Source organism: Streptomyces sp. NPDC037290 (assembly GCF_055603245.1).
Window position 1 is genome coordinate 384,513 of the sequence record NZ_JBVJVZ010000007.1, and the last position, 22,246, is coordinate 406,758.

Here is a 22,246-nt window from a genome sequence, read left to right on the forward strand (position 1 = left end):
CGAGTGGCGTCCAACCCGCCTGCCCCAGAAGCCCCGTTCATGCCCGCGGGGGCCGAGCCCGACACCTTCGGCTACGGCTCCTACCGCGCCGAAGAGGGCCCGTGGGAGGAGTGGAACCCCACCGAGGACTCCGTCTCCCCGGTCCGCGGCCGGCACCGCGTCGCCAAGCAGCGCGGCGGCTTCGCGCGCAGCTCCACCGTCCTCGGCGTCGGCGTGATGGCCGCGGTCGGCGCGGGCGGCATGGCCAGCGCCAACACCGGCAAGCCGCCGGTCTCCATATCCCTGCCGGACCTGGACTCCGTCGAGCACCTCTTCGGCGACGGCTCCTCCGACGCGCACCAGGCCACCAGCACCGGGCTGAGCAACGTCGGAGCGCGCACGGACAGCGCCGAGAGCGGCAACGCCGGCGAGGCCCTGCGCAACCGGATCATGGCCCAGGCCGAGCAGCAGCAGAGCAAGGCCGACAGCAGGGCCACCGCCGCCGCGCTCGCCGCCGCCGAGAAGCAGACCGCCGACGCCGCGGCCAAGGCGGAGAAGGAGGCGGCCGCCAAGGCCGCCACCGCCAAGAAGGCGGCCGAGGCCACCGCCAAGAAGGCGGCCGAGGCCGACGCCAAGAAGGCGGCCGAGGCCAAGCGGCTGGCCGAGCTGGCCAAGCAGTACCAGCTGCCCGTCGTCTCGTACACGATCACCGGCACCTTCGGACAGCCCGGCGCCATGTGGTCCTCCGGCTACCACACCGGTCTCGACTTCGCCGCCCCCACCGGCACCCTCATCAAGGCCATCCACGGCGGCACGATCACCCAGGCCGGCTGGGCCGGCGCCTACGGCTACCGCACGGTCCTCACCCTGGACGACGGCACCGAGCTGTGGTTCTGCCACCAGTCCTCGATCAACGTCTCGGTCGGCCAGAAGGTCTCGACCGGCGAGGTCATCGGCCGCATCGGTGCCACCGGCAACGTCACCGGTCCGCACCTGCACCTGGAGGTCCACCCGAACGGCCAGGCCGCAGGCATCGACCCGGCGCCGTGGCTGCGGGACAAGGGCCTCACCCCCTGATCGTGTCACCCGTGTGAAACGCGGGAAATCAGCGCCGGCGGCGGAATGCGATCATCCGCCGCCGGTGTTGACGTGAAGCATGACTTCTCTGCGCACACTCGGTTCCTCCGACCTCGAGGTCTTCCCGCTCTCCCTGGGCGGCAACGTCTTCGGCTGGACCGCCGACGAGGAGACCTCCTTCGCCGTCCTCGACGCCTACACGGCCGCCGGCGGCAACTTCATCGACACCGCCGACGCCTACTCCGCCTGGATCGAGGGCAACAAGGGCGGTGAGTCCGAGACGATCATCGGCAAGTGGCTCAGGGCCCGCGGCAACCGCGACAGCGTGGTCATCGCCACCAAGGTCAGCCAGCACCCCGAGTACCAGGGCCTGTCCGCGGCCAACATCAAGGCCGCCGCCGACGCCTCCCTGCGTCGCCTGGACACCGACTACATCGACCTCTACTACACCCACTACGACCAGCCCGAGGTGCCGGTCGAGGAGATCATCGGCGCGCTGGACGAGCTGGTCAGGGCGGGCAAGGTCCGGCACATCGCCGCCTCCAACATCAGCCCCGAGCGCCTGCGGGCCTCCCTGGACCACTCCGCCCGCGAGGGCCTGGCCCGCTACGTCGCCCTCCAGCCCCACTACAACCTCGTCTCCCGCGCCACCTACGAGGGTCCGCTGCAGGACCTGGCCGCCCGCGAGGGCCTCTCCGCGGTGCCCTACTTCGCCCTCGCCTCGGGCTTCCTGACCGGCAAGTACCGCCCCGGCACCAAGGTCGACAGCGCCCGCGCCGGCCGCGCCCAGCAGTACGCCGACTCCGAGCGCGGCCAGAAGGTCCTGGCGGCCCTGGACGAGATCGCCGCCGCCCACGAGGCCCCCGTCGCCACGGTCGCCCTCGCCTGGCTGGCCGCCCAGCCGACGATCACGGCCCCGATCGCCTCGGCCCGCACGGTGGACCAGCTCCCGGCACTGCTGGGCGTGGCGGACCTGAAGCTGACGGAGGAGGAAGTGGCGAGCCTGACGAAGGCCTCCGCGTAGCCCACCCCTTTCCGCCGCAACGGCGAAACCGGTGGTACGGCGGACTCCGGTGGTACGGCGGACTCCGGTGGTGCCGAACCCTCCGCAACCCCCCGGGTCTACGACCGATAGGGGTTGTACGCGGGGTACGGCACCGCCGGATACCCGAACTGCGGAGCCCAGTACACCGGTGCCGGAACGCAGACCCTGGCCGCGTACTCCAGAGCCGGCCGGGCCAGCTCCCGGCGCTTCCACAGCTCGTCCAGCAGCTCCCGCTCCCGTACGACGAAGTCGGCCCCGGCCTTCCCCCTGCGCCCCCGGTGCCGCAGGGACGCCAGCGACGTCGCGTACGCCTCGTACTGCGCCACGGCCAGCGCCGCGGGGCGGCCGGCGTGGTGGCGGGCGTAGTCACGGGCCGTCCGCCGCGCCCGCATCGAGCCGAGCGCGAACGGCTCGGCGGGCCCGAGCCACCCGGCCAGTACGTACGCCGGCAGTTCCTCCCGCACGGTGCGCAGCTCCCGCTGCCGCGTCCAGATCGCGAGCCAGGTCAGCAGGGCGAACACGGGCACCATGAAGCCGCCGTAGACGGCGAAGAAGCCGAACGCGCCGAAGGTGGAGGAGCCGTTCCAGAAGGCGTGCATGCTCATCGCGAGCAGCAGCCCGCAGACTGGCAGCAGCACCCGCCGGACCCGCTGCCGCTCGGCGCAGAGGGCGGCGACGCCGAAGCCGAGGCCGGTCATGGTGGTGAAAAGGGGGTGCGCGAACGGGGACATCACGATGCGCACGAAGAAGGTGGCGGCGGTGACGGAGGCGATGCCGCTGCCGCCGGTGAGCTGGTCGGTCCCGAAGGCCGTACCCAGGTAGAGGATGTTCTCGGTGAACGCGAACCCGGTGGCGGTGATCCCGGCTATCACCACGCCGTCCACGATCCCGGTGAAGTCACGCCGGCGGAAGAGGAAGACCAGCAGCACGGCGGCGGCCTTGGCGGACTCCTCCACGATCGGCGCTATCACGGTGGCGCCGAGGGTGTCGGCACTCGCCGGATCCGCGGTGGCGGTGGCTATCCACTTGGTCGCGAAGCTGTTGGCGACGATGGCTATCAGCGCCGCCGCGCACGCGCCCCAGGCGAAGGCGAAGACCAGGTTCCGCCAGGGTCCCGGTGCCACCCGGTCCAGCCACCGGAAGGCGGCCATGAGCCACGGCACGGGCAGCACGGCCAGCCCGAGTCCGACGAGAAACCCCTCCGTACCGGTCTGTCTGCGCACCAGCGCGAGGATGACCAGCCCGGACAGCGCCAGCAGCGTGATCAGTGCGCCGTACCGCACCCACCGGCGCTGCCACCAGTGCGGGGAGGGCGGTACAAGGCCGTCGGGGCCCGGAGGGTACGTCGGAAACGCAGGACTGGTGGCCACGGCATCGACCCTAACGGTGGCGGGACGAGGGGCTGGAGCGGATTATCGGTCCCGGTGCGGTACGCGCCGGAAGAGCAGATCGTTCACCACGTGTCCCTTGTCCAGACCCTGCCCCTCGAAACGGGTCAGTGGACGGAACGGGGGACGGGCCGCGAAACCGCCGTCCGCCTGCGTGTTCTCGAAGTCGGGGTGCGCGGTGAGCACCTCCAGCATCTGCTCGGCGTACGGCTCCCAGTCGGTCGCGCAGTGCACGATCGCGCCGGGCCTCAGCCGGGTCGCGGCGAGCGTCAGGAACTCGGGCTGGATCAGCCGCCGCTTGTGGTGCCGCTTCTTGGGCCAGGGGTCCGGGAAGTACACCCGCAGTCCGGCGAGGGAGTCGGGGGCGAGCATCTCGCGGAGCAGGATGATCGCGTCCCCGTTGCCCACGCGGATGTTGGACAGGCCGTTGCGGTCGGCGAGAGCCAGCAGATTGCCCTGCCCCGGGGTGTGCACGTCGACGGCGAGGACGTCGGTGTCCGGGTCGGCGGCGGCCATCTGCGCGGTGGCCTCACCCATCCCGAACCCGATCTCGAGCACCACCGGCTTGTCGTTCCCGAACAGCTCGCCGAGGTCGATGACCTGCTGCCCGTCGATGTCGAGCCCCCACTTGGGCCACAGCCGCTGCAGCGCGTCCGCCTGCCCGGCGGTCACCCGGCTGCGCCGCGGCTGGAAACTCCGGATCCGCCGCTCGAAGTGGGATCCGGCGGGATCGGCCTTGGGCCCGTCCGGGAACCGCGGCTCCCCCTTGGACCGGGTGTGCCGGACGGACACGCCGGGGGTGTGGGGGGTCGGCGAGGGAGCTTCGGGGAGATTCAGGGACTCAGACACAGTGACACCGATTTTACCGGCGCCCACTCGGCGGACCGGGCGCCTGCCCCGGCTCGTGCGACCCGAGCATGTCCAGCACCCGGCGCCCCACCTCCCGCCCGATGGGCAGGGAGGCCGTGGCCGCGGGCGAGGGCGCGTTCAGCACGTGCACGGTCCGCGCCCCCTCTCGGATGAGGAAGTCGTCCACCAGAGTCCCGTCCCGCAACACCGCCTGCGCCCGCACCCCGGCAGGGGCCCGCACCAGGTCGTCCCCCTCCACCGCCGGCAACAGTCTGCGCACCGCCTCCAGAAACGCCCCCTTCGACAGCGAGCGGCGCAGCTCACCCGCGCCGTATCTCCAGTGCCGCCGGGCGATCGCCCACGAGCCCGGCCAGGCCACCGTCCCGGCCAGCTCCCGGGGCCGCACGACCCCCCAGCCGTACCCCTCCCGGGCCAGCGCCGGCACCGCGTTGGGGCCGATGTGCACGCCGCCGTCGATGCCCCGGGTCAGATGGACCCCGAGGAACGGGAACGCCGGATCCGGCACCGGATACACCAGCCCGCGCACCAGCTCCGGCCGCGCCAGCTCGTAGTACTCCCCGCGGAACGGCACGATCCGCACCCCGGGCTCGTCCCCGGTCAGCCGGGCCACCTCGTCGCAGTACAGCCCGGCGCAGTTCACCAGCACGCGCGCGCGCACGACGTCCCCGCCCGAGGTCAGCACGGCCACGCCCCGCTCCGGCCGACGGTCGACCCGGACGACCCGCGCCCCGTAGCGGATCTCCGCCCCCGAGGCCCGCGCCAGCTGCCGTGCGACGCCGACGAAGTCGCACACGCCGGTGGTCCCGACGTGTATGGCGGCCAGCCCGCGCACCTCGGGCTCGTACTCACCGATCTGGGCGGCGCCCAGTTCGCGCACCGGGATGCCGTTCTCCCGGCCGCGCTGCACGAGCGCGTGCAGCCGTGGCAGCTCCTCCCGCTCCGTGGCGACGATCAGCTTGCCGGTGACGGCGTGCGCGATGCCGTACTCGGCGCAGAACTTCACCATCTCGGCGGCGCCCCGCACCGCGTACCGCGCCTTGAGCGAGCCCGGGCGGTAGTAGATCCCGCTGTGGATGACCCCGCTGTTGCGCCCCGTCTGGTGCCGGGCCGGGCCCGGCTCCTTCTCCAGCACGGTCACCCGCGTGCCCGGCGCGGCCCGGGTGATCGCGTACGCCGTGGACAGCCCGACGATCCCCCCGCCGACCACGAGCACATCACAGTCGTACGCCCCGACCCGCACCTGCACCACCTCCGCCATCGATAGTGCATTGCGCCACTGACAACGCCCTCAAACGCGGGTGTGAGCGTTCTCAGGCCGGAGCCATCAGCAGCGGCCGGGCCCGCTCCCGCAGCTCCACCACCCGCGGCTCGTCCCCGTACGGCTCCAGCCGGTGCAGCAGATCCTTCACGTACTCGGTCGTGCGCGCCGACGAGATCCGCCCGGCCACCTCGACCGCCCGCACCCCCTGCTCGCACGCCGCGTCCAGGTTCCCGGACTCCAGCTCTGCGACGGCCGAGACGACCAGGCGCAGCCCGTGCGACCGCACGAACTCCTCCGTCGGCTTCGACAGCGCCTGCTCGGTGAACCGCCGCACCTGCCGGGGCGCCTTCAGGTCCCGGTAGCACTCCGCGGCATCCGCGGCGAACCGGTCATAGCCATAGAAACCAAGCCAAGAAGGATCGTTGTCACCCTCCCGGGACCGCTCGAGCCACCCCTCCGCGGCCTTCAGCGCCGCACCCGCCGCCTGGGCGTCTCCCGCACGCGCGTGTGCCCGCGCTTCCACCAGCCGGAAGAAACTCATCGTGCGCGCGGTCGCCAGTCCCCGGTTCCGCTCCAGCGCGGCCTGCGCCAGATCGACCCCCTCGTCGCCGAAGCCGCGGTACGTCGCCTGCAGCGACATGGAGGCCAGCACATAGCCGCCCAGCGGGACGTCCGCCGCCGCGCGTGCGAGGCGCAGCGCCTGGATGTAGTACCGCTGTGCGGCCTCCTGCTGGCCGGTGTCGAAGGCCATCCACCCGGCGAGCCGGGTGAGTTCGGCGGAGGCGCCGAACAGGGCGCGGCCCACCTCGTCGGAGTAGGAGCCGAGCAGCAGCGGTGCCGCCTCCACCCGCAGGCACTCCGGCACCATCGAGGAACGCCAGTCCCCGCCGCCGTACTTGGAGTCCCACCGCCGGGCGTCCTCGGCGGCCTCCCGCAGCTTGCGCACATCGCTGTGGCCGACTTTGATCGGTGCGCCGGAACCCTCGGCGGAGCTCGTCTCCCGCGCTACCGAGCTGTCGGCGGGGGTTATCAGCCATCGTGAGGCGGGCGTTGCGTATGCGCTCACTGCGAACGATCCGGCGAGGGACTGCCAGATGCCGCCGGAGCCGGCCCGGCGCCCGGCGAGGTCGAGTCGGTACAGCTCCGTCGCCGACCGCACCGCCTGTCCCACGTCTCTGGGGAAGGCGAGGCCCACTTCCGGCGCGGGATCCGCGTCCGCCAGGCCGATCTCGTGGAGCGGCACCGGGCGGCCGAGCTTCTGTCCGATGGCGGCCGCGATGAGGTGCGGCGCCGCGCCCTGCGGCACCATCCCCTTGGACACCCAGCGCGCCACCGACGTCTTGTCGTAGCGAAGAGTCAACCCGCGTTGTGCGCCAAGGTCGTTGACGCGTCGCGCGAGTCCTGCGTTGCTGATTCCCGCGAGGGCGAGAACGGCGCCGAGCTTTTCGTTCGGCCCGCGTTGCTCCCTGGACATGCGCCACCCCTCGACACAGACGGCTGCCGTGCTGGCATAACCACGCGGCATTCGTAAACCCAGCGTAGTTCGCCGCATCCCAAGCGTTAAGGGGCATTGTTCCGGTTGGCGGGATTGTGGTCCGTACGGAAGTGCGGTCCTGTACGCACCGTGCACGGTCTGTCGCCCCGTGCCCCCGTGCGTGTGGCCGTGCGCCCGTCCGTGCGCTCTTCTCCGGCCATCTGGGGAGCGGTTCCATGGCTCTTGCGTGGGTCGGCCCGCTGTACTGGATCCAGTGGGCTGGGGGACACCGCCACCTTCATCCCCGCGGGTGGCGGACCGGTCCGGGAGGCGATGCCCGCCTCCCGGACTGTGCGCGTGTCCGCGCCGCCGCGCGCTCCGCAGGCCTGTACGGAGCGTGCTCATCTCCCGCTTCGCTCTGCGTATTTGGCTGAAAATCGTCCCCACGTCTCGCGGTTGACATCTGCTCCGACCATGCAACTTGACGGCGCGAAGGGCGTCTTGGGGGAGCGTACAGGGGGCGCATTCGAGTCGTACTCGCCACGCGCGTGCAGGGCGTCTCCCCGCCGGTTCCCTCGATCGAAGCCGGTGCCGCTGCCCCTCCACAGTGCCCCCTTCATGGCAGCATGGGGGTCCGGTTCATACGGTGCACTGTTGTCCACAGCCTGTGGAGGCGTCGATGCGGTGGTTGGTGGGTTGGAGCAGCACCGCCGCGGGCGCCGTCGTAACCGGTACCGCGGGCGCCACCGGTTACGACGGCGAGACCCTGCACCCGGTCGGCTCCCAACTCCTGTGGGGCGACCCGGACCCGCTGTGGGCCGTCGGCGACTGGCGCCCGGACGAGGTGCGCGTGGTGCGGGCCGACACGGACAGCCACATCGCCGTCCTCGGCATCTGCGGCGCCTCCGACGAGGAGCTGAGACGCGGTCTGTTCACCGCGCGCGGGGGCGCACTGCGCCATCTGACGACCTGGCCCGGCAGCTACACGGCCGTGGTCAAGGCCGGCCGTCGCATCACCGTCTGCGGCGACCTCGCCGGCGCCCGCCCGGTCTTCCACACCCCGTGGGCCGGCGGCACGGCCTACGCCACCGCCGCGCTGCCCCTCGCCGACCTCATCGAGGCCAACCTCGACTTCGGCCACCTGGCCGCCCTGCTGGCCGCCCCCGACGTACCGGCCGCGGTGCGCGACAGCACCCCGTACGAGGGCGTGCGGCGCGTTCCGCCGGGGCATGCGCTCGTGCTGCGCGCGGGGTCGCGCGAGATCGCCGGGTACGAGCCGGTCGCCTCCCTCGCCGTGGCGGCGGCCCCCGCCGACCCCGACCGCGCCGTGGACGCCGTACGCGACGCCCTCGTGGAGGCGGTCCGCACCCGGCTCTCGGCACCGCGGCACGTGCCCGGCCTCGACCCCGGGCCGGTGCCCGGCATGGGCCCGGCCGAGCGGCGGGCCCGGCGCGGGATGCCCGTGCCCGGCATCGGCGCCGACCTCTCCGGCGGTCCCGCCTCCGGCACCCTCGCGCTGCTGGCCGCCGGGCTGCCCGGAAGGCCCGGCACGCTCCTCGGCCACGGCACGGGCGCGGGCGAGCGGCTCCTCGCCGTCACCTTCAACGACCTGGCCGTGGCGGGCCGTGAGGCCGAGGTCGAACGCGCCGGAGCCCTCGCCGCCAACCCGCGCCTGCACCACGTCGTGGTCACCGGCGCCGAGGAGACCCTGCCGTACGCCGACCTCGACGGCCCCCTCACCGACGAACCGGGCCCTTCCCTGGTCCTGGCCGCCCGGCACCGCGCCCGGCTGGCCGCCGGCAGCGCCGACCACTTCACCGGCCACGGCGCCCGCCAGGTCCTGGACGCCCACCCGGCCCGCCTCGCCGACCTCCTCATGGACCGCAAACGGCGCCACCTGGTCCGCCCGGTCGCCGCGCTCGCCAAGGCGGACGGCTCGGTGATGGTCCCCGCGCGCGTGTACGGCGCGGCCCGCCGGCTCGCCCGTACGCCCTACCGGACCGGCCTGGAGGTGCTGTCCGAGCGGCTGATGCGGCGCCGCTTCGACGAGCCCAAGGGGGCGGTCGGCGCGTCCCTGGCCGCGCTGACCTGGGCCAGACCCGGGCCCGCTGCCCGCTGGCTGACCGGAGAGGCCCTGGCCGAAGTATCGGTTCTGCTGCAGTCGGAGGCCGACCGCTCGGCGACCGGCGTCCAGCGCCCCGGCGACTACCGCGCGCGTGCCGCCCTCGCCCGCTACGCCGCCGACCTGCGTGTCCTGGAGCAGGCCGCCGAGATCCGCTCACAGCGCCTGCACGCCCCGTTCCTCGACAACCAGGTCGTCCGCGCCTGCCGCGCCCTCCCGGAGGCCCTGCGCGTCCAGCCCGGCGCCCGCGCCGCCATCCTCCGTACGGTCCTGGAGGGCGCCGGCGTCGCCGACCTGCCGTCCGGCTGGGGCGCACCCTCGCACGCCTCCTCGGCGGCAGCCGCACGCGCGGGCCTGCGCGTGGCGGCCGACCCGCTGCTGGACCTCTTCTCGACCCCGCTCCTGGCCGACGCCGGCCTGGTGGAGGCCCGCGTCGTCCGCACGGCGCTCCGCGCGGCCGCCGCCGGCGAGCCCCTCCCCCTGGACGGGCTGGCCGACCTCGTCTCCCTCGAACTCTGGCTCCACCGCCTCCTGTCCCGCCGGGGCACCTGCTGGACCGGAACACCGGCACGCGCCCGTGCGGTGCCCTCCGGGATCCAGCCGCGCCGGGGAGCTCTGGCCTCCGGCGCCTGAGGGCCCGGGGCGGCCGGAGGCGAAACCCCCGTGCCCAACCCCCGGTCCCCCCGCGACAATGACCGGGTGCGGTACAGAATCCTGGGCGTAACCCAAGCAGCAGACGACCAGGGCACCCCCCTACCCGTCGGCGGCCGGCGCCTGCGCACCCTCCTCACCGCCCTGGCCCTGCGCCCGGGCCGCACCACCACCCCCGAAACCCTCATCGACGAGATCTGGGCCGACGACCACCCGAGCGACGCCCCCGCCGCCCTCCAGGCACTCGTCGGCCGCCTCCGCCGAGCCCTCGGAAAGCAGGCCGTCGGCTCCACCCCCGGCGGCTACCGCCTGGAGGCGACCGAGGACAACGTCGACCTGTTCGTCTTCGAGCGCCTCACCCGCACCGGCACCGAGGCCCTCACCGCCGGCGACCCGGCCACCGCCCACCGCACCCTCACCGAGGCCCTCGCCCTCTGGTACGGCCCCGCCCTCGCCGACCTGCCCGACCGCACCGCCGCCACCCGCCCGCAGGCCCTGCGCCTGGCGGCGACCCGCGCCCGGGCCGCCGCCGCCCTCGACCTCGGCCGCGCCCCGGACGCCGTACCGGAGCTGACGGAACTCGCCGCGGCCCACCCGCTGGACGAGCCCCTGCACGCCCTGCTCATCCGCGCCCTGCGCGACACCGGCCGCCCCGCCGACGCCCTCGCCGCGTACGAGTCCGCCCGCCGCACCCTCGCCGACACCCTCGGCACCGATCCGGGCCCGGAACTCAGGGCCCTGCACGCGTCGTTGCTCACCCGGCAGGAACCATGGCCGCAGCCGCCGACCTCACCGGCGCCGCCGGTCTCCGCCCAGCCCCCCGAGCGCACCGGCAACATCCGCCCCCGGCTGACCTCCTTCGTCGGGCGGGAACCCGAACTCGACGCCATTCGTTCCGATGTGCACAGGGCCCGCCTGGTCACGCTCACCGGACCGGGCGGCTCCGGAAAGACCCGCCTCGCCGAGGAAGCCGCCGCAGGGCTCGCGCAGGCATGGCTGGTCGAGCTGGCCCCGCTCGACCATCCGGAGGCGGTGCCCGGCGCGGTGGTCAGCGCACTCGGTCTGCGCGAGACCGTGCTGCTGACCAACGACCTGGCGACCCCGCAGGCCGACCCCGTCGCCCTGCTGATCGAGTACTGCGCCCCGCGCAGCCAACTCCTGCTCCTTGACAACTGCGAACACGTCATCGGCGCGGCCGCCGCCCTCGCCGAGACCCTCCTCACCCACTGCCCGGGGCTCACGATCCTCGCGACCAGCCGTGAACCCCTGGGCGTCCCCGGTGAGTCGGTGCGCCCGGTCGAGCCCCTCGTCCCGGAGCAGGCGCACCGCCTGTTCGCCGAGCGCGCGGGGGCCGTCCGTCCCGACGCCGACGTGGTGCTCGCCGACACCGGGGCCGTGGCGGAGATCTGCCGCCGCCTGGACGGGCTGCCGCTCGCCATCGAGCTGGCCGCCGCCCGGCTCAGGCTGCTGACCCCGCGGCAGATCGCCGACCGGCTCGACGACCGCTTCCGCCTGCTCACCTCCGGAAGCCGCACGGTCCTGCCCCGCCAGCAGACCCTGCGCGCGGTCGTCGACTGGTCCTGGGACCTGCTGGACGAGCGCGAACGCACGGTGCTGCGCGAGGTCTCGGTGTTCGCCGGCGGCTGGGACCTCGCGGCGGCCGAGGCCGTGTGCACCGGCCCGGCGGCCGACCTGATCGGCGCCCTCGTGGACAAGTCCCTCGTCGTGGCCGCCCCCAGCGGCCCCGACGGCTCCGGCGGCATGCGCTACCGCATGCTGGAGACCATCCACGAGTACGCCACCGAGCGCACGGCCGAGGTCCCCGGCCTGCGCGCCACCGCCGAGCGCCGGCACCGCGCGTGGGTGCGGGCCCTGGTTGAGGAGGCCGAGCCGCGTCTGCGGTCGGCGGACCAACTGCCCTGGATCTCCCGGCTGGAGACCGAGCTGGACAACATCCGGGCGGCCCTGGACCGCTCCGTGCGCGACGGCGACGAGGCGGAGGCGGGCGCGATCGTCCGGGCGATCGGCTGGTTCTGGTGGCTGCGCAACCACCGTCAGGAGGCGGTGGCCTGGGTCCGGCTGGTCCTGCGCCTGGGCGTGGCCCTGGACACCCGCGCGGCCACGCGGGCCTGCGGACCGCCTTCGGACGCCGCCGGCGCCCCGGAGGCGCTGACGGAGCTGGTGGAGTCGGCCGACCCGGTGGGCGCCCTCGTCGCCGCGCCCGACGGCGAGGCCGGGCATCCGCTGCGGGAGCTGCGGATGGACCTGCGGATGCTCGACCTGTTCCTGACCTCCGAATCGAGCACCGAGCACCTCGCGGCCGACCCGCGCGCCCCGGAGTACGTCGCGCGCGTCCGCGCCGCCTACGAGCACGGTGGCCCCGCGGCGGCCCGGCTCCCGGGCATCGTGTGGCCGCTGACCGCCTACTACCTGGGCGGCTCGGTGGACGTCGGCCCGGACATGACCGCGGCCGTCGCCAACTCCCGCGTGCACGGCGGTGACTGGGAGATCGGCGTCTGCCTGATGTACCGCACCCACATGGTCGTCGACTCCCCGGGCAACCTGCGCGGCGTGGACGAGGACCTGGCCGAGCTGCGGACGCTCAGCTGGCGCGTGGGGGACCGCTGGATGCGGGCCCAGGTGTGCAGCGCGGCCGGCGAGGCGGCCATGGCCCGCGGCAGGTTCGCCGACGCGCGCGGCGAGTACGAGGAGGCACTGCGCCTGGCCTACGAGGTGGGCGCCTACGCCGAGTCGCCGTTCCTGATGGCCCGGCTCGCCGAGATCGCCCACCGCTCCGGCGACCCGAAGACCGCGCTGGCCGCCCTGGACGAGGCGGGAGCGGCCGCGGACCGGTACGCGGTGCCGGAGTCGCGTGCCTTTGTACTGCTGCTGCGCGCCCACATCGCCCTGCACGAGGGGCAGACCGACCGTGCCCGCGAGCTGTACGAGGCGACGTGCGCGGTGACCCGCGGCGGCAGCCCGCCACCGCAGTTCGTGGCCGGCCTGCGCACCGTCGAGGCGCTCGTCACCGCCGAGGACGAGGGCCCCGAGCACGGGCTGCCGATCCTCGCCGAGGCGCTGCGCGAGGCCGTGGCCCAGCGCTGCTCGGAGGCGATCACGGCGGTGCTGGTGGACAGCGCGGCAAGGCTGCGGGCCCGGTGCGGTGATCTGGCCGGTGCGGTCCGGCTGTTCGCGGCGGCGGACAGCTGGCGCGACGGCAGTCCGCGTCCCGAGCCGGAGTGCAGCGAGGCCGTCCGGGTACAGGCCAAGGCCCGTGCGGCCCTGCCCGCCGAGCGGTACGCGGCCGAGCGCGCTCACGGCGCGTCCCTCGACGTGACCGCTGTGCTGCGGGAGCTGGGCGCGCCGGAAGCGGTCGTCGAGCGCGGCTGAGGACGGCTACCGGCAGGTGAACCGGGACTCCGCCCAGTCCGCGAGGGCCGCCTGGTCGAAGACGTCACCGTGCGGCCGCACGACGAGGCGCACCGTCCTGCGCCCGGTCAGGTCCACATGGACGGGGACGGCCGGGTCGTGTCCCTCGACCGTCGCGGACCGCCACAGCCGGACCCCGTCGGCGTAGACGGCGAAGGACACCTTGCCCAGGCCGAGGGTCATGTCGTCCACGCCGGCCCGTGCGTCGTAGGCGGTGCACCGCCGGTTGAGGCCGACGGTGACGGAGGACTCGCCGTGCACGGTCACCCCGCGCGCGTACCGCGTGCCGCCGACCGTCATGCCGTAGCGCTGCCACACCCAGCTGCTCGCCCCGAGCCGGATCTCGGGCCGGGTGCCGTCACCGGTGAGGTCGTAGTCGAGGTCGCTCAGCTCGTAGACGGCGGGTGCCGGCGGCACAGGGGGTGGCGGGGTCGGCTTCGGCGCCGGCGGGGGCGCCGGGATCGCAGGGGGCGTCGGGGTGGGCGTCGGCCGGGGGGCCGGCCTCGGTGTGGGCTTCGCGGGCGGAGCCGGTGCGGGGGTGGCCGGTGCGGGGGTGGCCGGCTCGGGCACCCGCACCACCGGCTGCGGAGCGGGCTGCTTCCTCGGCGGGGTCGGCTTCGGCGGTTCGGGCCGCACGATCGGCGCGGACGGCGGGGGCTTGGCCGCCTCCTTCACCGGCGGGTGGCTGTCGTTCGCCAGGGCCAGCGCCACCGCGGCGGCGGCCACCGCGACCACACCGGCCGCGATCCCCGCCTTCAGGGGCGCCCCGAGCCCCTCGGAGGCCGCGGCACCGCCCGCGCCGCCGGACCCGCCGGACGACCCGGTGGCCGCGACGGCGGCCCCCGCCGCCCCGGCCCCGGCACCGCCGGCGACGAGCCCGAGCGCCTTGGCGTACCCGGCGGCCCCGAACCAGCCGATGACCGCGACCGGGACGACACCGGGGATACCGCCGGCTACTTCCTCGATCTGCGCGGCCGCCAGCCGGCACCTGGCGCATTCCTCCAGGTGCTTGCGCAGGCCCCGCTCGGCGCGGACGCGCAGTTTGCGGCGGGCGTAGGTGCCGAGCTGGTCGGCATAGCGGGCGCACTCCTCGTCGCCGGCCAGGGAGGCGCTGACATGGGCCTGGAGATAGGCCTGCTTGAGTCCCTCGCGCGCGCGGCTGGCGAGGACCCGGGTGCCGTTGGCGTCCAGCCCGAACAGCACGGCGACCTGGCTCGGGGACTCGTCCTCCACCTCGGTGTGCCACAGCACGGCCTGCCAGCGCTCCGGCAGTGAGCGGAAGGCCCGCATGGCCAGGGACTGCTCCGCTTCGTGCATCGCGCGCACGTCGGCGCCGAGGTCCAGTGTGCCGCCGTCGGACACCTCCGAGCCCCGGCCGGCCTGCTGGGCGAAGGTGGCGAAGTCGTCGACGAGCTGCTCACGCCGCGCGGACCTGGTCCAGTGCGCGGCGACACGCCGTACGGAGGTCAGCAGATAGGCGCGGACGGCATGCCTGGGCCCGGATCCACCGCGCACCGCCTGCAGCATCCGGGCGAAGACCTCGGCGGTGAGGTCGTCGGCGGTGTGGCCGTCCCGGCAGCAGGTGCGGGCGTACCGCCGAACGGCATCGGCGTGGCGCCGGTACAGCTCCTCGTAGGCGGAGTCGTCGCCGGCGCCCATCCGCTCGATCAGCTCGCCGTCGTCGGGTGGCAGCTGCCGGGGCGGTGGCAGCACGCTGCCCTCGCGCTGGGCCGGCACGCTCGCGTCGCCGCGCCCGCCGGAGGAACCGGGACGCCCGCCCTGATGCGGCACCTGGGGTGGGGTCGGCCCGGCCTCCGCGGCCGCGTCGTCACCGCGTGACTCGTCCCACCCGTCAACGCCCATCGCGGAAAGCCCCCGGCACCGGCCCAGCCCAACCCGTCACCGGCTCAGGGTGCCATACCGCCTTTCGGCCGAGACCCGCATGTTCACGGCATCCACTCATCCGGGTTCTCCGGTCGGCGCAGACGTACGACCGTCACTCGGACGAGTGGACCGCACCCTCTTGAGGGGCGCGACCAGCCGCGGCGGGCCCGTGCCCGACGACTACGCGCCCCCGCACCGTCTCTTCGACCCCTACGCCGGCCGAGACCGAAGCCCCTCCAGCAGAATGTCCAGCAGCCGGGCAGAAGCCGCCGCCTGCTGCGCGGCATCCGGCAGGGACGGCGCCGCCGTGGCGATCACCAGCAGCACATCCCCCACGGACACGTCCGGCCGCAGCGCACCCGCCGCCCGTGCCCGCTCCACCAGCTGCCCGACCACGTCGAGCAGCACTCCGACCCCGCTGTCATCGGCGGCCCCGGCGTTTTCCCCAGCCACCAGCCGCAGTTCCCCGGGTCCCGGCTGCACCCGCTGCTGAGGCACCCGGGCCTCGTCGGCGGAAGCGGCCGAGCGGGCGGAGCCGACGAGCACCTGCGGCGGCAGCAACCGCCCCGCCCCCGACGCCACGGACGTCCGCAGGAACCGGGACAGCGCCGACCACGGCTCGTCCTCCTGCCCGAGCGCGGCCCGCGCCTGCTCGGTCAGCCGGGCCGTCTCCTCCTCGGCTATCCGCCGCACCAGCACGTCCTTGCTCGGGAAGCGCCGGTACACCGTGCCGACCCCTACCCGCGCGCGCCGCGCCACGTCCTCCATCGGCGCGCCGTACCCCAGCTCGCCGAACACCTCACGCGCCGCACGCAGCACGTGCTCCAGATTGCGCTGTGCGTCCACCCGCAGCGGCGTCGTACGCGCCCCGTCGGCACGTCCGTTGCCCGTCGCCGCGCTCATCGCCGCGCCCACCGCCGCGCCACCGGACGCGATCGCGGCTGCCGATGACCAATGCGTGCCCTGAACATGCATGTGTTCCCCCGGTAATGACGTCTCCCCCCGGAGACTCCCCGCCACTGAACTCGGAGTGCGCGGAACTTGCGCCGGTCTCGACCGGGTCCGCCCGTCGCGGTACCCGGTCGATCACATCCCCTACACCCCGTCGACACACGAACATAGTTGAGAGGAAGTCAATTCAGAAGGGGCAGGTTCCGCACAGTGCGCCCCCCGATCGGAGTACGGGCCTCGTACGTCCCGTTTCCTCACCTTCGCTCCTCCTCGCCCGACCCTGCTGACCTGGCCGCTTTCGTCCTGCCCGGACACCGCACCCGGCCCCGTCCGCGTCCGGCCGCCAGTCACACAATTTGCCGGGGCTGTGGACAAACAACTGAGCCGGGTGCGTCATGGGATGGTGAAGGAACGTGCGCGCATTCTGGTTGTCGGCGGCGGCTACGTCGGGATGTACACGGCCCTGCGGCTGCAGCGGAAGCTGAAGGGCGAGCTCAAACGGGGTGAGGCCGAGATCACCGTCGTCACCCCCGACCCCTACATGACGTACCAGCCGTTCCTTCCCGAAGCGGCCGCGGGTTCGATTTCCCCTCGCCATGTCGTCGTACCGCTGCGCCGCGTCCTGGACCAGTGCCACGTCGTCGTCGGCGAGGTCACCTCCATCGACCACGCGGTGCGCACCGCCGCCGTCCACACCCTCGCCACCGCCGAGGAGGGCAGCGCGGCCGAACTTCTCGGCTACGACGAACTCGTGCTCGCCCCCGGCTCGGTCTCCCGCACCCTGCCCATCCCCGGCCTCGCCGAGTACGGCATCGGCTTCAAGACCGTCGAGGAGGCCATCGGCCTGCGCAACCACGTCATCGAGCAGATGGACATCGCCTCCTCCACCCGCGACCCCGCGATCCGCGACGCCGCCCTCACCTTCGTCTTCGTCGGCGGCGGCTACGCGGGCGTCGAGGCGCTCGCCGAGCTGGAGGACATGGCCCGCTACGCCGCGCGCTACTACCACAACGTCCGCCCCGAGGACATGAAGTGGATCCTCGTGGAGGCCTCCGACCGGATCCTGCCCGAGGTCGGCGCCGAGATGGGCCGCTACACCGTCACCCAGCTGCGCCGCCGCAACATCCAGGTCCTGCTGGACACCCGCCTGGACTCCTGCGCCGACCGCGTCGCCGTCCTCAGCGACGGCCAGCGCTTCCCGACCCGTACGGTCGTGTGGACCGCCGGCGTCAAACCGCACCCGCTGCTCGCCGCCACCGGCCTGCCGCTCACCGAGCGCGGCCGGCTGAAGTGCACCGCCCGGCTGACCGTCGACGGCGCGGAGCACGCCTGGGGAGCCGGCGACGCGGCGGCCGTGCCCGACGTCACCGCCGCCGAACCCGGCACCGAGACCGCGCCGAACGCCCAGCACGCCGTACGCCAGGCCAAGGTCCTCGGCGACAACATCGCCCACGCGCTGCGCGGCGAGCCGTTGGACACGTACGCGCACAGGTACGTCGGCTCCGTCGCCTCCCTCGGCCTGCACAAGGGCGTCGCCCAGGTCTACGGGCGCAAGCTGAAGGGCTACCCTGCCTGGTTGATGCACCGCGTCTACCACCTCAGCAGGGTGCCCACCCTCAACCGCAAGGCCCGCGTCCTGGCGGAATGGACCCTCGCCGGGCTCTTCAAACGGGAGATCGTCTCGCTCGGTTCACTCGAACATCCGCGAGCGGAGTTCGAACTCGCGGCCGGTGGAAAGCCTCCTCACAGCCCCTCGGACGACCCGAAGGGGTCGTCCTGACCGGACCCAGGAACTCCCCGGCCCGCCCAGGCGTCTGACGGATGTCGCCGCGGCGCCGCCACCTGCCAGACTGCCCCACGTCCTCGGACGGGCCACCCGCCCGCCCTCAGCACCCACGAGGCTTCTTCCCAAGTGAACTTCACGCGCTGGAGCGCCCGGCTCCCCGGAACACAGCGCCGCGCCGCCGCGCGGACCGAGACCCCGGTCTCCCCGGACCGGCGGGGGGAAGGCTCCGTGCCCGCGGCCCGCGCCGAACAGCCGGCCGACGGCACACCCCCGGTGCCCGCCGTCGACGAACTGCCCGCGCGCGACGTCCTCGACCGCGTCCCGGCCCTCGTCGCGCTCGTGCACGGCCCGGACCACCGCATCGGCTACGTCAACGACGCCTACACGGCGGCCTTCGGCGCACGGGCGACGGGCGCGCCCGCGCACGAGGCGCTCCCGGAGCTCGCCGCACTGGGCCTGCTCCCGCTCCTCGACCAGGTGCTGCGCAGCGGCAAGCCCCGCACCCTGAAGTCCCGCAAGGCCGTCGACGGCCGCTCCTACACCTTCACCTGCACCCCCGTCGCCGAGGACGGCGACCGCGACGGCGGCGTGCTCGTCTTCGCCACCGACGTCACCGACCACGCCGAGGCCGCCGAACGCCTGCGGGCCAGCGAGCGCCGCCAGCGCGAGACCGCCGTCACCCTCCAGCGCTCCCTCCTCCCGCAGGAACTGGAACAGCCCGACGACCTGCGCATCGCCGCCACCTACCAGCCCGGCGGCACCGAGGCCGCGGTCGGCGGCGACTGGTACGACGTGATCACCCTCGGCGGCGGCCGCACCGCCCTGGTCATCGGTGACGTCATGGGCCGAGGGGTGCGCGCTGCGGCCGTCATGGGCCAGCTCCGTACGGCCGTCCGCGCCTACGCCCGCCTCGACCTGCCCCCGCACGAGGTACTGCAACTCCTCGACGGCCTCGCCACCGAGATCGACGCCAACCAGATCGCCACCTGCGTCTACGCCATCCACGACCCCAACGAGGGCCGCCTGGTCTACGCCTCCGCCGGCCACCTGCCGATCCTGGTCCGAGACGAGAACGGCACGGTCTCGCGCGCCGACGAACCCACCGGCCCGCCGCTCGGCACCGGCGGCTGGATGCACGCGTCGGGCTCGATCGCGCTGGGCCCGGGCTCGACGGCCGTCCTCTACACCGACGGCCTGGTCGAGCGCCGTGACGAGGACCTGGACGAGGGCATCGCCGCACTCGAGGGCGCCCTCGCCGGCGCCACCGGCACGCCGCAGGTCGTCTGCGACCGCCTGGTCCGCTCGGCCGGTGTCACCGCCGACCACGACGACGACGTCGCCGTCCTCGTCCTGCAGCACCCCGCGCGTACGGGCCCCGACGGCGAGCTCTTCCGCAACGCCGCCCTGGAACTCCTCGGCGGCGTCGAGGCGGCCCCCCGCGCGCGTGCCTTCGCCTCCGGCGTGCTGACGAGCTGGCGTTTCCCGCCCGAGCTGCATGACCTCGGTGTCCTCGCCGCGAGCGAGTTGGTCGCCAACTCCCTCCAGCACGGCACCCCACCGATGCGGCTGCGGCTACGCCGCACCGACCGCCGCCTGATCATCGAGGTGACGGACGGCGACGACCACCTCCCGCGCCGCCGCCGCGCGGAACCGGGCGACGAGTCGGGCCGGGGCATCGCCATCGTGGCGACGATCGCCTCCCAGTGGGGCTGCCGCAGAACGCCTGGCGGCGGCAAGGCCGTCTGGTGCGAGTTCGTACTGCCCAAGGGCTAGGCGCCGTGGGGCGCGGGCGCACTGCCGGGTGGGGGCGGACTGCCGGGTGCGGGCGCTCCGTGGCTGGTCGAGCAGTTTCCCGCGCCGCTTCGGGGCGCCTGCGCAGCGGCACCCCGCCGGAGCCGGCAGACGACCCCGCCCCGCCCAGCACCCGCACCGGCCGCCGCACGACTACGCGGCCAGGGACTCCGCAGGTGCCGCACCCCGGGCGACCACCCGGGTCCCGCGGGCGAGGCAAGGCCGGTCCTGCACCGGGGTGAGCCGCCTGCCCAGCCGCAGTGCCAGCACGCTGATCCCCAACGAGAACGCCAGGAAGGTCACCACGTACGGCCCGTGCAGCTCGGCACCCAGCGGCCCGCCCACCGCCGGACCGACGGCCAGCGCCAGCTGCTTGACCAGCGCGAACGCCGAGTTGTACTGCCCGGCCATGCCCTCCGGCGCCAGATCGGCGACAAGCGGCGCGACGGTCGGCGACAGCATCGCCTCACCCAGCCCGAACAGCGCGTACGTCGAGACGAAGGCGGCCGTCGCCATCTCCTGGCTGCCGTGCCCCAGCCCCGCGTACCCGGCGGCCAGCCAGGCGACGGCCCAGATGAGACCCACTCCAGCGATCACCCGCGAACGCCGGCGCCGCTCCACGAACTTCAGCACGGCGAACTGGGCGACCACGATCATCAGCGTGTTCGCGGCCAGGGCCGTCCCCAGCGCGGACGTGGATATCCCGGCGGCCTCGACGCCGTAGGCGCTCAGCCCGGACTCGAACTGGCCGTAGCAGGCGAAGAACAGCACGAAGCCCAGCACACAGAGCTGCACCATCGCCCGGTTCCCGAGCAGCTGCTTCCAGCTGCCCTTCGCCGACCCGGGAGCCTCCTCCATCCGCGGTGAGTGCGGCATCCGCACGGTCGCCATCACGCCGACCAGCAGCAGGAACATCGCCGCCTCGATCGCGAAGAGAAGCGTGAACGACGACACGCGCGTGGTGTCGACGAGGTGACCGCCGATGAGGCCGCCTATGCCCAGCCCCAGGTTCTGCAGGAAGAACTGCATCGCGAACGCCCGCGACCGGGTGTCCGCCGAGGAGCAGTCCACGATCATCGTCGCCAGCGCCGGCTGCATCACGGCCTGCCCGGCACCGAGCGCCGCGGCCGACAGCAGTACGGCGGCGGCGCTGCCCGCGAGCCCGAGGCTCAGCGCGCCGAGCGCGGCGGTGACCAGGGCGGTGAGCAGGACCGGCAGCGGGCCGCGCCGCACGATCGCCCTGCCGGCGAACGGCAGCACGATCAGCGCGGCCACGGCGAAGACGGCGAGCACGAGCCCCGCCGTCATGGCTCCCAGCGCCCGCACCTGCGCCACATAGACGTACAGGTACGGGACCGTGAAGCCGAGCCCGAATGCGCTGAGTGCGTTGCCCACGTGGATCCGGCGCATCGCTGCGCCCATCGCCCTGGTCACGTTCACCTCTCTCACTAGTTAAGCCTGAAGACTTCGAAGCTAAAGTTCGAAGCTAAAGAGTACACACCGAAGGACTTCAAGGCAAAGGCGCTGCGTGCGATACTGCCGCCATGGCCGACACAGCCCCCGGCGTCACAGAGCCGACGCTCGAAGAGCAGATCGCCGCCTACCAGCGCGAGTTCCACGACCTCGATCCACAGGTCGAGAAGATCGTGTCGGCGCTGTCCCGGCTCAACCGCCGTATGAACGTCGCCTACGGCCGCCAGACCTCCGCCCTCGGCATCAGCAACGCCGAGTGGGAGGTGCTCAAGGCCCTGGTCCTCTCCGGTGCCCCGTACCGCATGGGCCCCAGCGACCTCGCCAAGCGCCTCGGTCTCACCCCGGCCGCGATGACCCACCGGATCGACCGCATGGTCTCCGAAGGACTGGTCACCCGTGAGAGGGACGAGTCCAACCGCGTGCGGGTCATCGTGGAGCTGACCCCGGAAGGGCGAGAGAAGTGGCTGGAGGCAATGCGCCTGGCGACCGTCTTCGAGGAGGACCTGCTCCAGGACCTCACGCCCGCGGAGCGAGCGGTGCTCGGCGAAGTGCTGACCCGTCTCCTGCGGCGGGTGGAGCACGCCCAGCCGGACGCCGGCGGCCGCCTCAGCGACCTCGACTGAGAGAGCGGAAAAGATCTTGACAGGGCCGGTTGACACCCCCCTGCCTGTTGCGTAGAGTTCTTCGGGTTGCCACGGAGCCGTAACGGTTCCGCAGCAGCACCTCAGCCGCCCCGAGCGGCACCCCTCACACCATCAGCACGATCTCCCGAACGGGTTGTTTTCGGCGTGCCCGAATTCAATTCGAAGGGAAGCCCGGCGGCCCGATTGGGAATCGCCGAGCGGATCCGCTAAGGTTTGAGACGTCGGAACGGCCCAACGGCCGGGAAGACAAACCCCGCTGACTGGGGGTCAGACGCCGAAAGGATCTGATAGAGTCGGAACCGCCGGAAAGGGAAACGCGAGAGCGGGAACCTGGAAAGCACCGAGGAAATCGGATCGAGAAAAGATCTGATAGAGTCGGAAACACCGAAGGGAAGCCCGGAGGAAAGCCCGAGAGGGTGAG

14 protein-coding genes are annotated in these 22,246 nt (G+C 73.5%); 7 read left to right on the forward strand and 7 right to left on the reverse strand.

Features of this window, described 5'->3' with window-relative positions; genetic code table 11:
- Positions 1-3: 3 nt before the first annotated feature.
- Together ACZ7HQ_RS26115 and ACZ7HQ_RS26120 are read left to right on the forward strand one after the other, a co-directional pair.
- Positions 4-1,056, forward strand: coding sequence for a M23 family metallopeptidase (locus ACZ7HQ_RS26115; RefSeq protein ID WP_470994366.1), 1,053 nt, complete (start codon positions 4-6; stop codon positions 1,054-1,056).
- A gap of 79 nt (positions 1,057-1,135) precedes the next feature.
- The gene (locus ACZ7HQ_RS26120; protein WP_470994368.1) at positions 1,136-2,080 is read left to right on the forward strand and encodes an aldo/keto reductase; all 945 of its coding nucleotides are present in this window, start codon (positions 1,136-1,138) and stop codon (positions 2,078-2,080) included.
- A 98-nt stretch (positions 2,081-2,178) separates the two neighbouring features.
- On the opposite strand, the gene ACZ7HQ_RS26125 is transcribed toward ACZ7HQ_RS26120, so the two are convergent.
- From ACZ7HQ_RS26125 to ACZ7HQ_RS26140, 4 genes are all read right to left on the reverse strand, one after another.
- Positions 2,179-3,471, reverse strand: coding sequence for a PrsW family intramembrane metalloprotease (locus ACZ7HQ_RS26125; RefSeq protein ID WP_470994370.1), 1,293 nt, complete (start codon positions 3,469-3,471; stop codon positions 2,179-2,181).
- Between the two features lie 42 nt (positions 3,472-3,513).
- Positions 3,514-4,338 (reverse strand): tRNA (guanosine(46)-N7)-methyltransferase TrmB, encoded by an 825-nt coding sequence (gene trmB / locus ACZ7HQ_RS26130; RefSeq protein WP_470994372.1) that lies wholly within the window; start codon positions 4,336-4,338, stop codon positions 3,514-3,516.
- Positions 4,339-4,351: 13 nt separating this feature from the next.
- The gene (gene lhgO, locus ACZ7HQ_RS26135; protein ID WP_470994438.1) at positions 4,352-5,608 is read right to left on the reverse strand and encodes an L-2-hydroxyglutarate oxidase; all 1,257 of its coding nucleotides are present in this window, start codon (positions 5,606-5,608) and stop codon (positions 4,352-4,354) included.
- A 61-nt stretch (positions 5,609-5,669) separates the two neighbouring features.
- The gene (locus ACZ7HQ_RS26140; protein WP_470994375.1) at positions 5,670-7,094 is read right to left on the reverse strand and encodes an MFS transporter; all 1,425 of its coding nucleotides are present in this window, start codon (positions 7,092-7,094) and stop codon (positions 5,670-5,672) included.
- A gap of 679 nt (positions 7,095-7,773) precedes the next feature.
- Here ACZ7HQ_RS26140 and ACZ7HQ_RS26145 point away from each other — a divergent pair.
- Both ACZ7HQ_RS26145 and ACZ7HQ_RS26150 read left to right on the forward strand, forming a co-directional pair.
- Positions 7,774-9,849: an asparagine synthase-related protein gene (locus ACZ7HQ_RS26145; RefSeq protein WP_470994376.1), complete on the forward strand. Its 2,076-nt coding sequence runs from the start codon at positions 7,774-7,776 to the stop codon at positions 9,847-9,849.
- A 66-nt stretch (positions 9,850-9,915) separates the two neighbouring features.
- Positions 9,916-13,257: an AfsR/SARP family transcriptional regulator gene (locus ACZ7HQ_RS26150; protein ID WP_470994378.1), complete on the forward strand. Its 3,342-nt coding sequence runs from the start codon at positions 9,916-9,918 to the stop codon at positions 13,255-13,257.
- Positions 13,258-13,263: 6 nt separating this feature from the next.
- On the opposite strand, the gene ACZ7HQ_RS26155 is transcribed toward ACZ7HQ_RS26150, so the two are convergent.
- Together ACZ7HQ_RS26155 and ACZ7HQ_RS26160 are read right to left on the reverse strand one after the other, a co-directional pair.
- On the reverse strand, positions 13,264-15,159 hold the full coding sequence (locus ACZ7HQ_RS26155) for a sigma-70 family RNA polymerase sigma factor (protein WP_470994379.1): 1,896 nt from the start codon (positions 15,157-15,159) through the stop codon (positions 13,264-13,266).
- Between the two features lie 231 nt (positions 15,160-15,390).
- A complete protein-coding gene (locus tag ACZ7HQ_RS26160; RefSeq protein WP_470994381.1) occupies positions 15,391-16,155 on the reverse strand; it encodes a TetR/AcrR family transcriptional regulator in 765 nt (254 codons plus the stop codon).
- A gap of 376 nt (positions 16,156-16,531) precedes the next feature.
- Between ACZ7HQ_RS26160 and ACZ7HQ_RS26165 the strand changes: the two genes are divergently transcribed.
- On the forward strand, positions 16,532-17,911 hold the full coding sequence (locus ACZ7HQ_RS26165; RefSeq protein WP_470994383.1) for an NAD(P)/FAD-dependent oxidoreductase: 1,380 nt from the start codon (positions 16,532-16,534) through the stop codon (positions 17,909-17,911).
- Positions 17,912-18,043: 132 nt separating this feature from the next.
- Positions 18,044-19,690, forward strand: coding sequence for an ATP-binding SpoIIE family protein phosphatase (locus tag ACZ7HQ_RS26170; protein ID WP_470994384.1), 1,647 nt, complete (start codon positions 18,044-18,046; stop codon positions 19,688-19,690).
- 171 nt (positions 19,691-19,861) lie between these two features.
- Here the strand turns inward: ACZ7HQ_RS26170 and ACZ7HQ_RS26175 are convergent, their stop codons facing one another.
- Positions 19,862-21,130 carry an MFS transporter gene (locus ACZ7HQ_RS26175; protein ID WP_470994440.1) on the reverse strand — a complete coding sequence of 423 codons (1,269 nt, stop codon included), beginning with the start codon at positions 21,128-21,130 and terminating at the stop codon, positions 19,862-19,864.
- A 122-nt stretch (positions 21,131-21,252) separates the two neighbouring features.
- On the opposite strand from ACZ7HQ_RS26175, the gene ACZ7HQ_RS26180 reads away from it, so the two are divergent.
- Positions 21,253-21,804: a MarR family winged helix-turn-helix transcriptional regulator gene (locus ACZ7HQ_RS26180; RefSeq protein WP_470994385.1), complete on the forward strand. Its 552-nt coding sequence runs from the start codon at positions 21,253-21,255 to the stop codon at positions 21,802-21,804.
- Positions 21,805-22,246: the final 442 nt, after the last annotated feature.

Excerpts from the sequence above, each read along its gene's own strand:
- ACZ7HQ_RS26120 (WP_470994368.1), top strand. The coding sequence starts at position 1,136 with ATGACTTCTCTGCGCACACTCGGTTCCTCCGACCTCGAGGTCTTCCCG.
- ACZ7HQ_RS26140 (WP_470994375.1), bottom strand. The coding sequence starts at position 7,094 with ATGTCCAGGGAGCAACGCGGGCCGAACGAAAAGCTCGGCGCCGTTCTC.
- ACZ7HQ_RS26145 (WP_470994376.1), top strand. The coding sequence starts at position 7,774 with ATGCGGTGGTTGGTGGGTTGGAGCAGCACCGCCGCGGGCGCCGTCGTA.
- ACZ7HQ_RS26155 (WP_470994379.1), bottom strand. The coding sequence starts at position 15,159 with ATGGGCGTTGACGGGTGGGACGAGTCACGCGGTGACGACGCGGCCGCG.
- ACZ7HQ_RS26160 (WP_470994381.1), bottom strand. The coding sequence starts at position 16,155 with ATGCATGTTCAGGGCACGCATTGGTCATCGGCAGCCGCGATCGCGTCC.
- ACZ7HQ_RS26165 (WP_470994383.1), top strand. The coding sequence starts at position 16,532 with ATGGTGAAGGAACGTGCGCGCATTCTGGTTGTCGGCGGCGGCTACGTC.
- ACZ7HQ_RS26175 (WP_470994440.1), bottom strand. The coding sequence starts at position 21,130 with ATGGGCGCAGCGATGCGCCGGATCCACGTGGGCAACGCACTCAGCGCA.
- ACZ7HQ_RS26180 (WP_470994385.1), top strand. The coding sequence starts at position 21,253 with ATGGCCGACACAGCCCCCGGCGTCACAGAGCCGACGCTCGAAGAGCAG.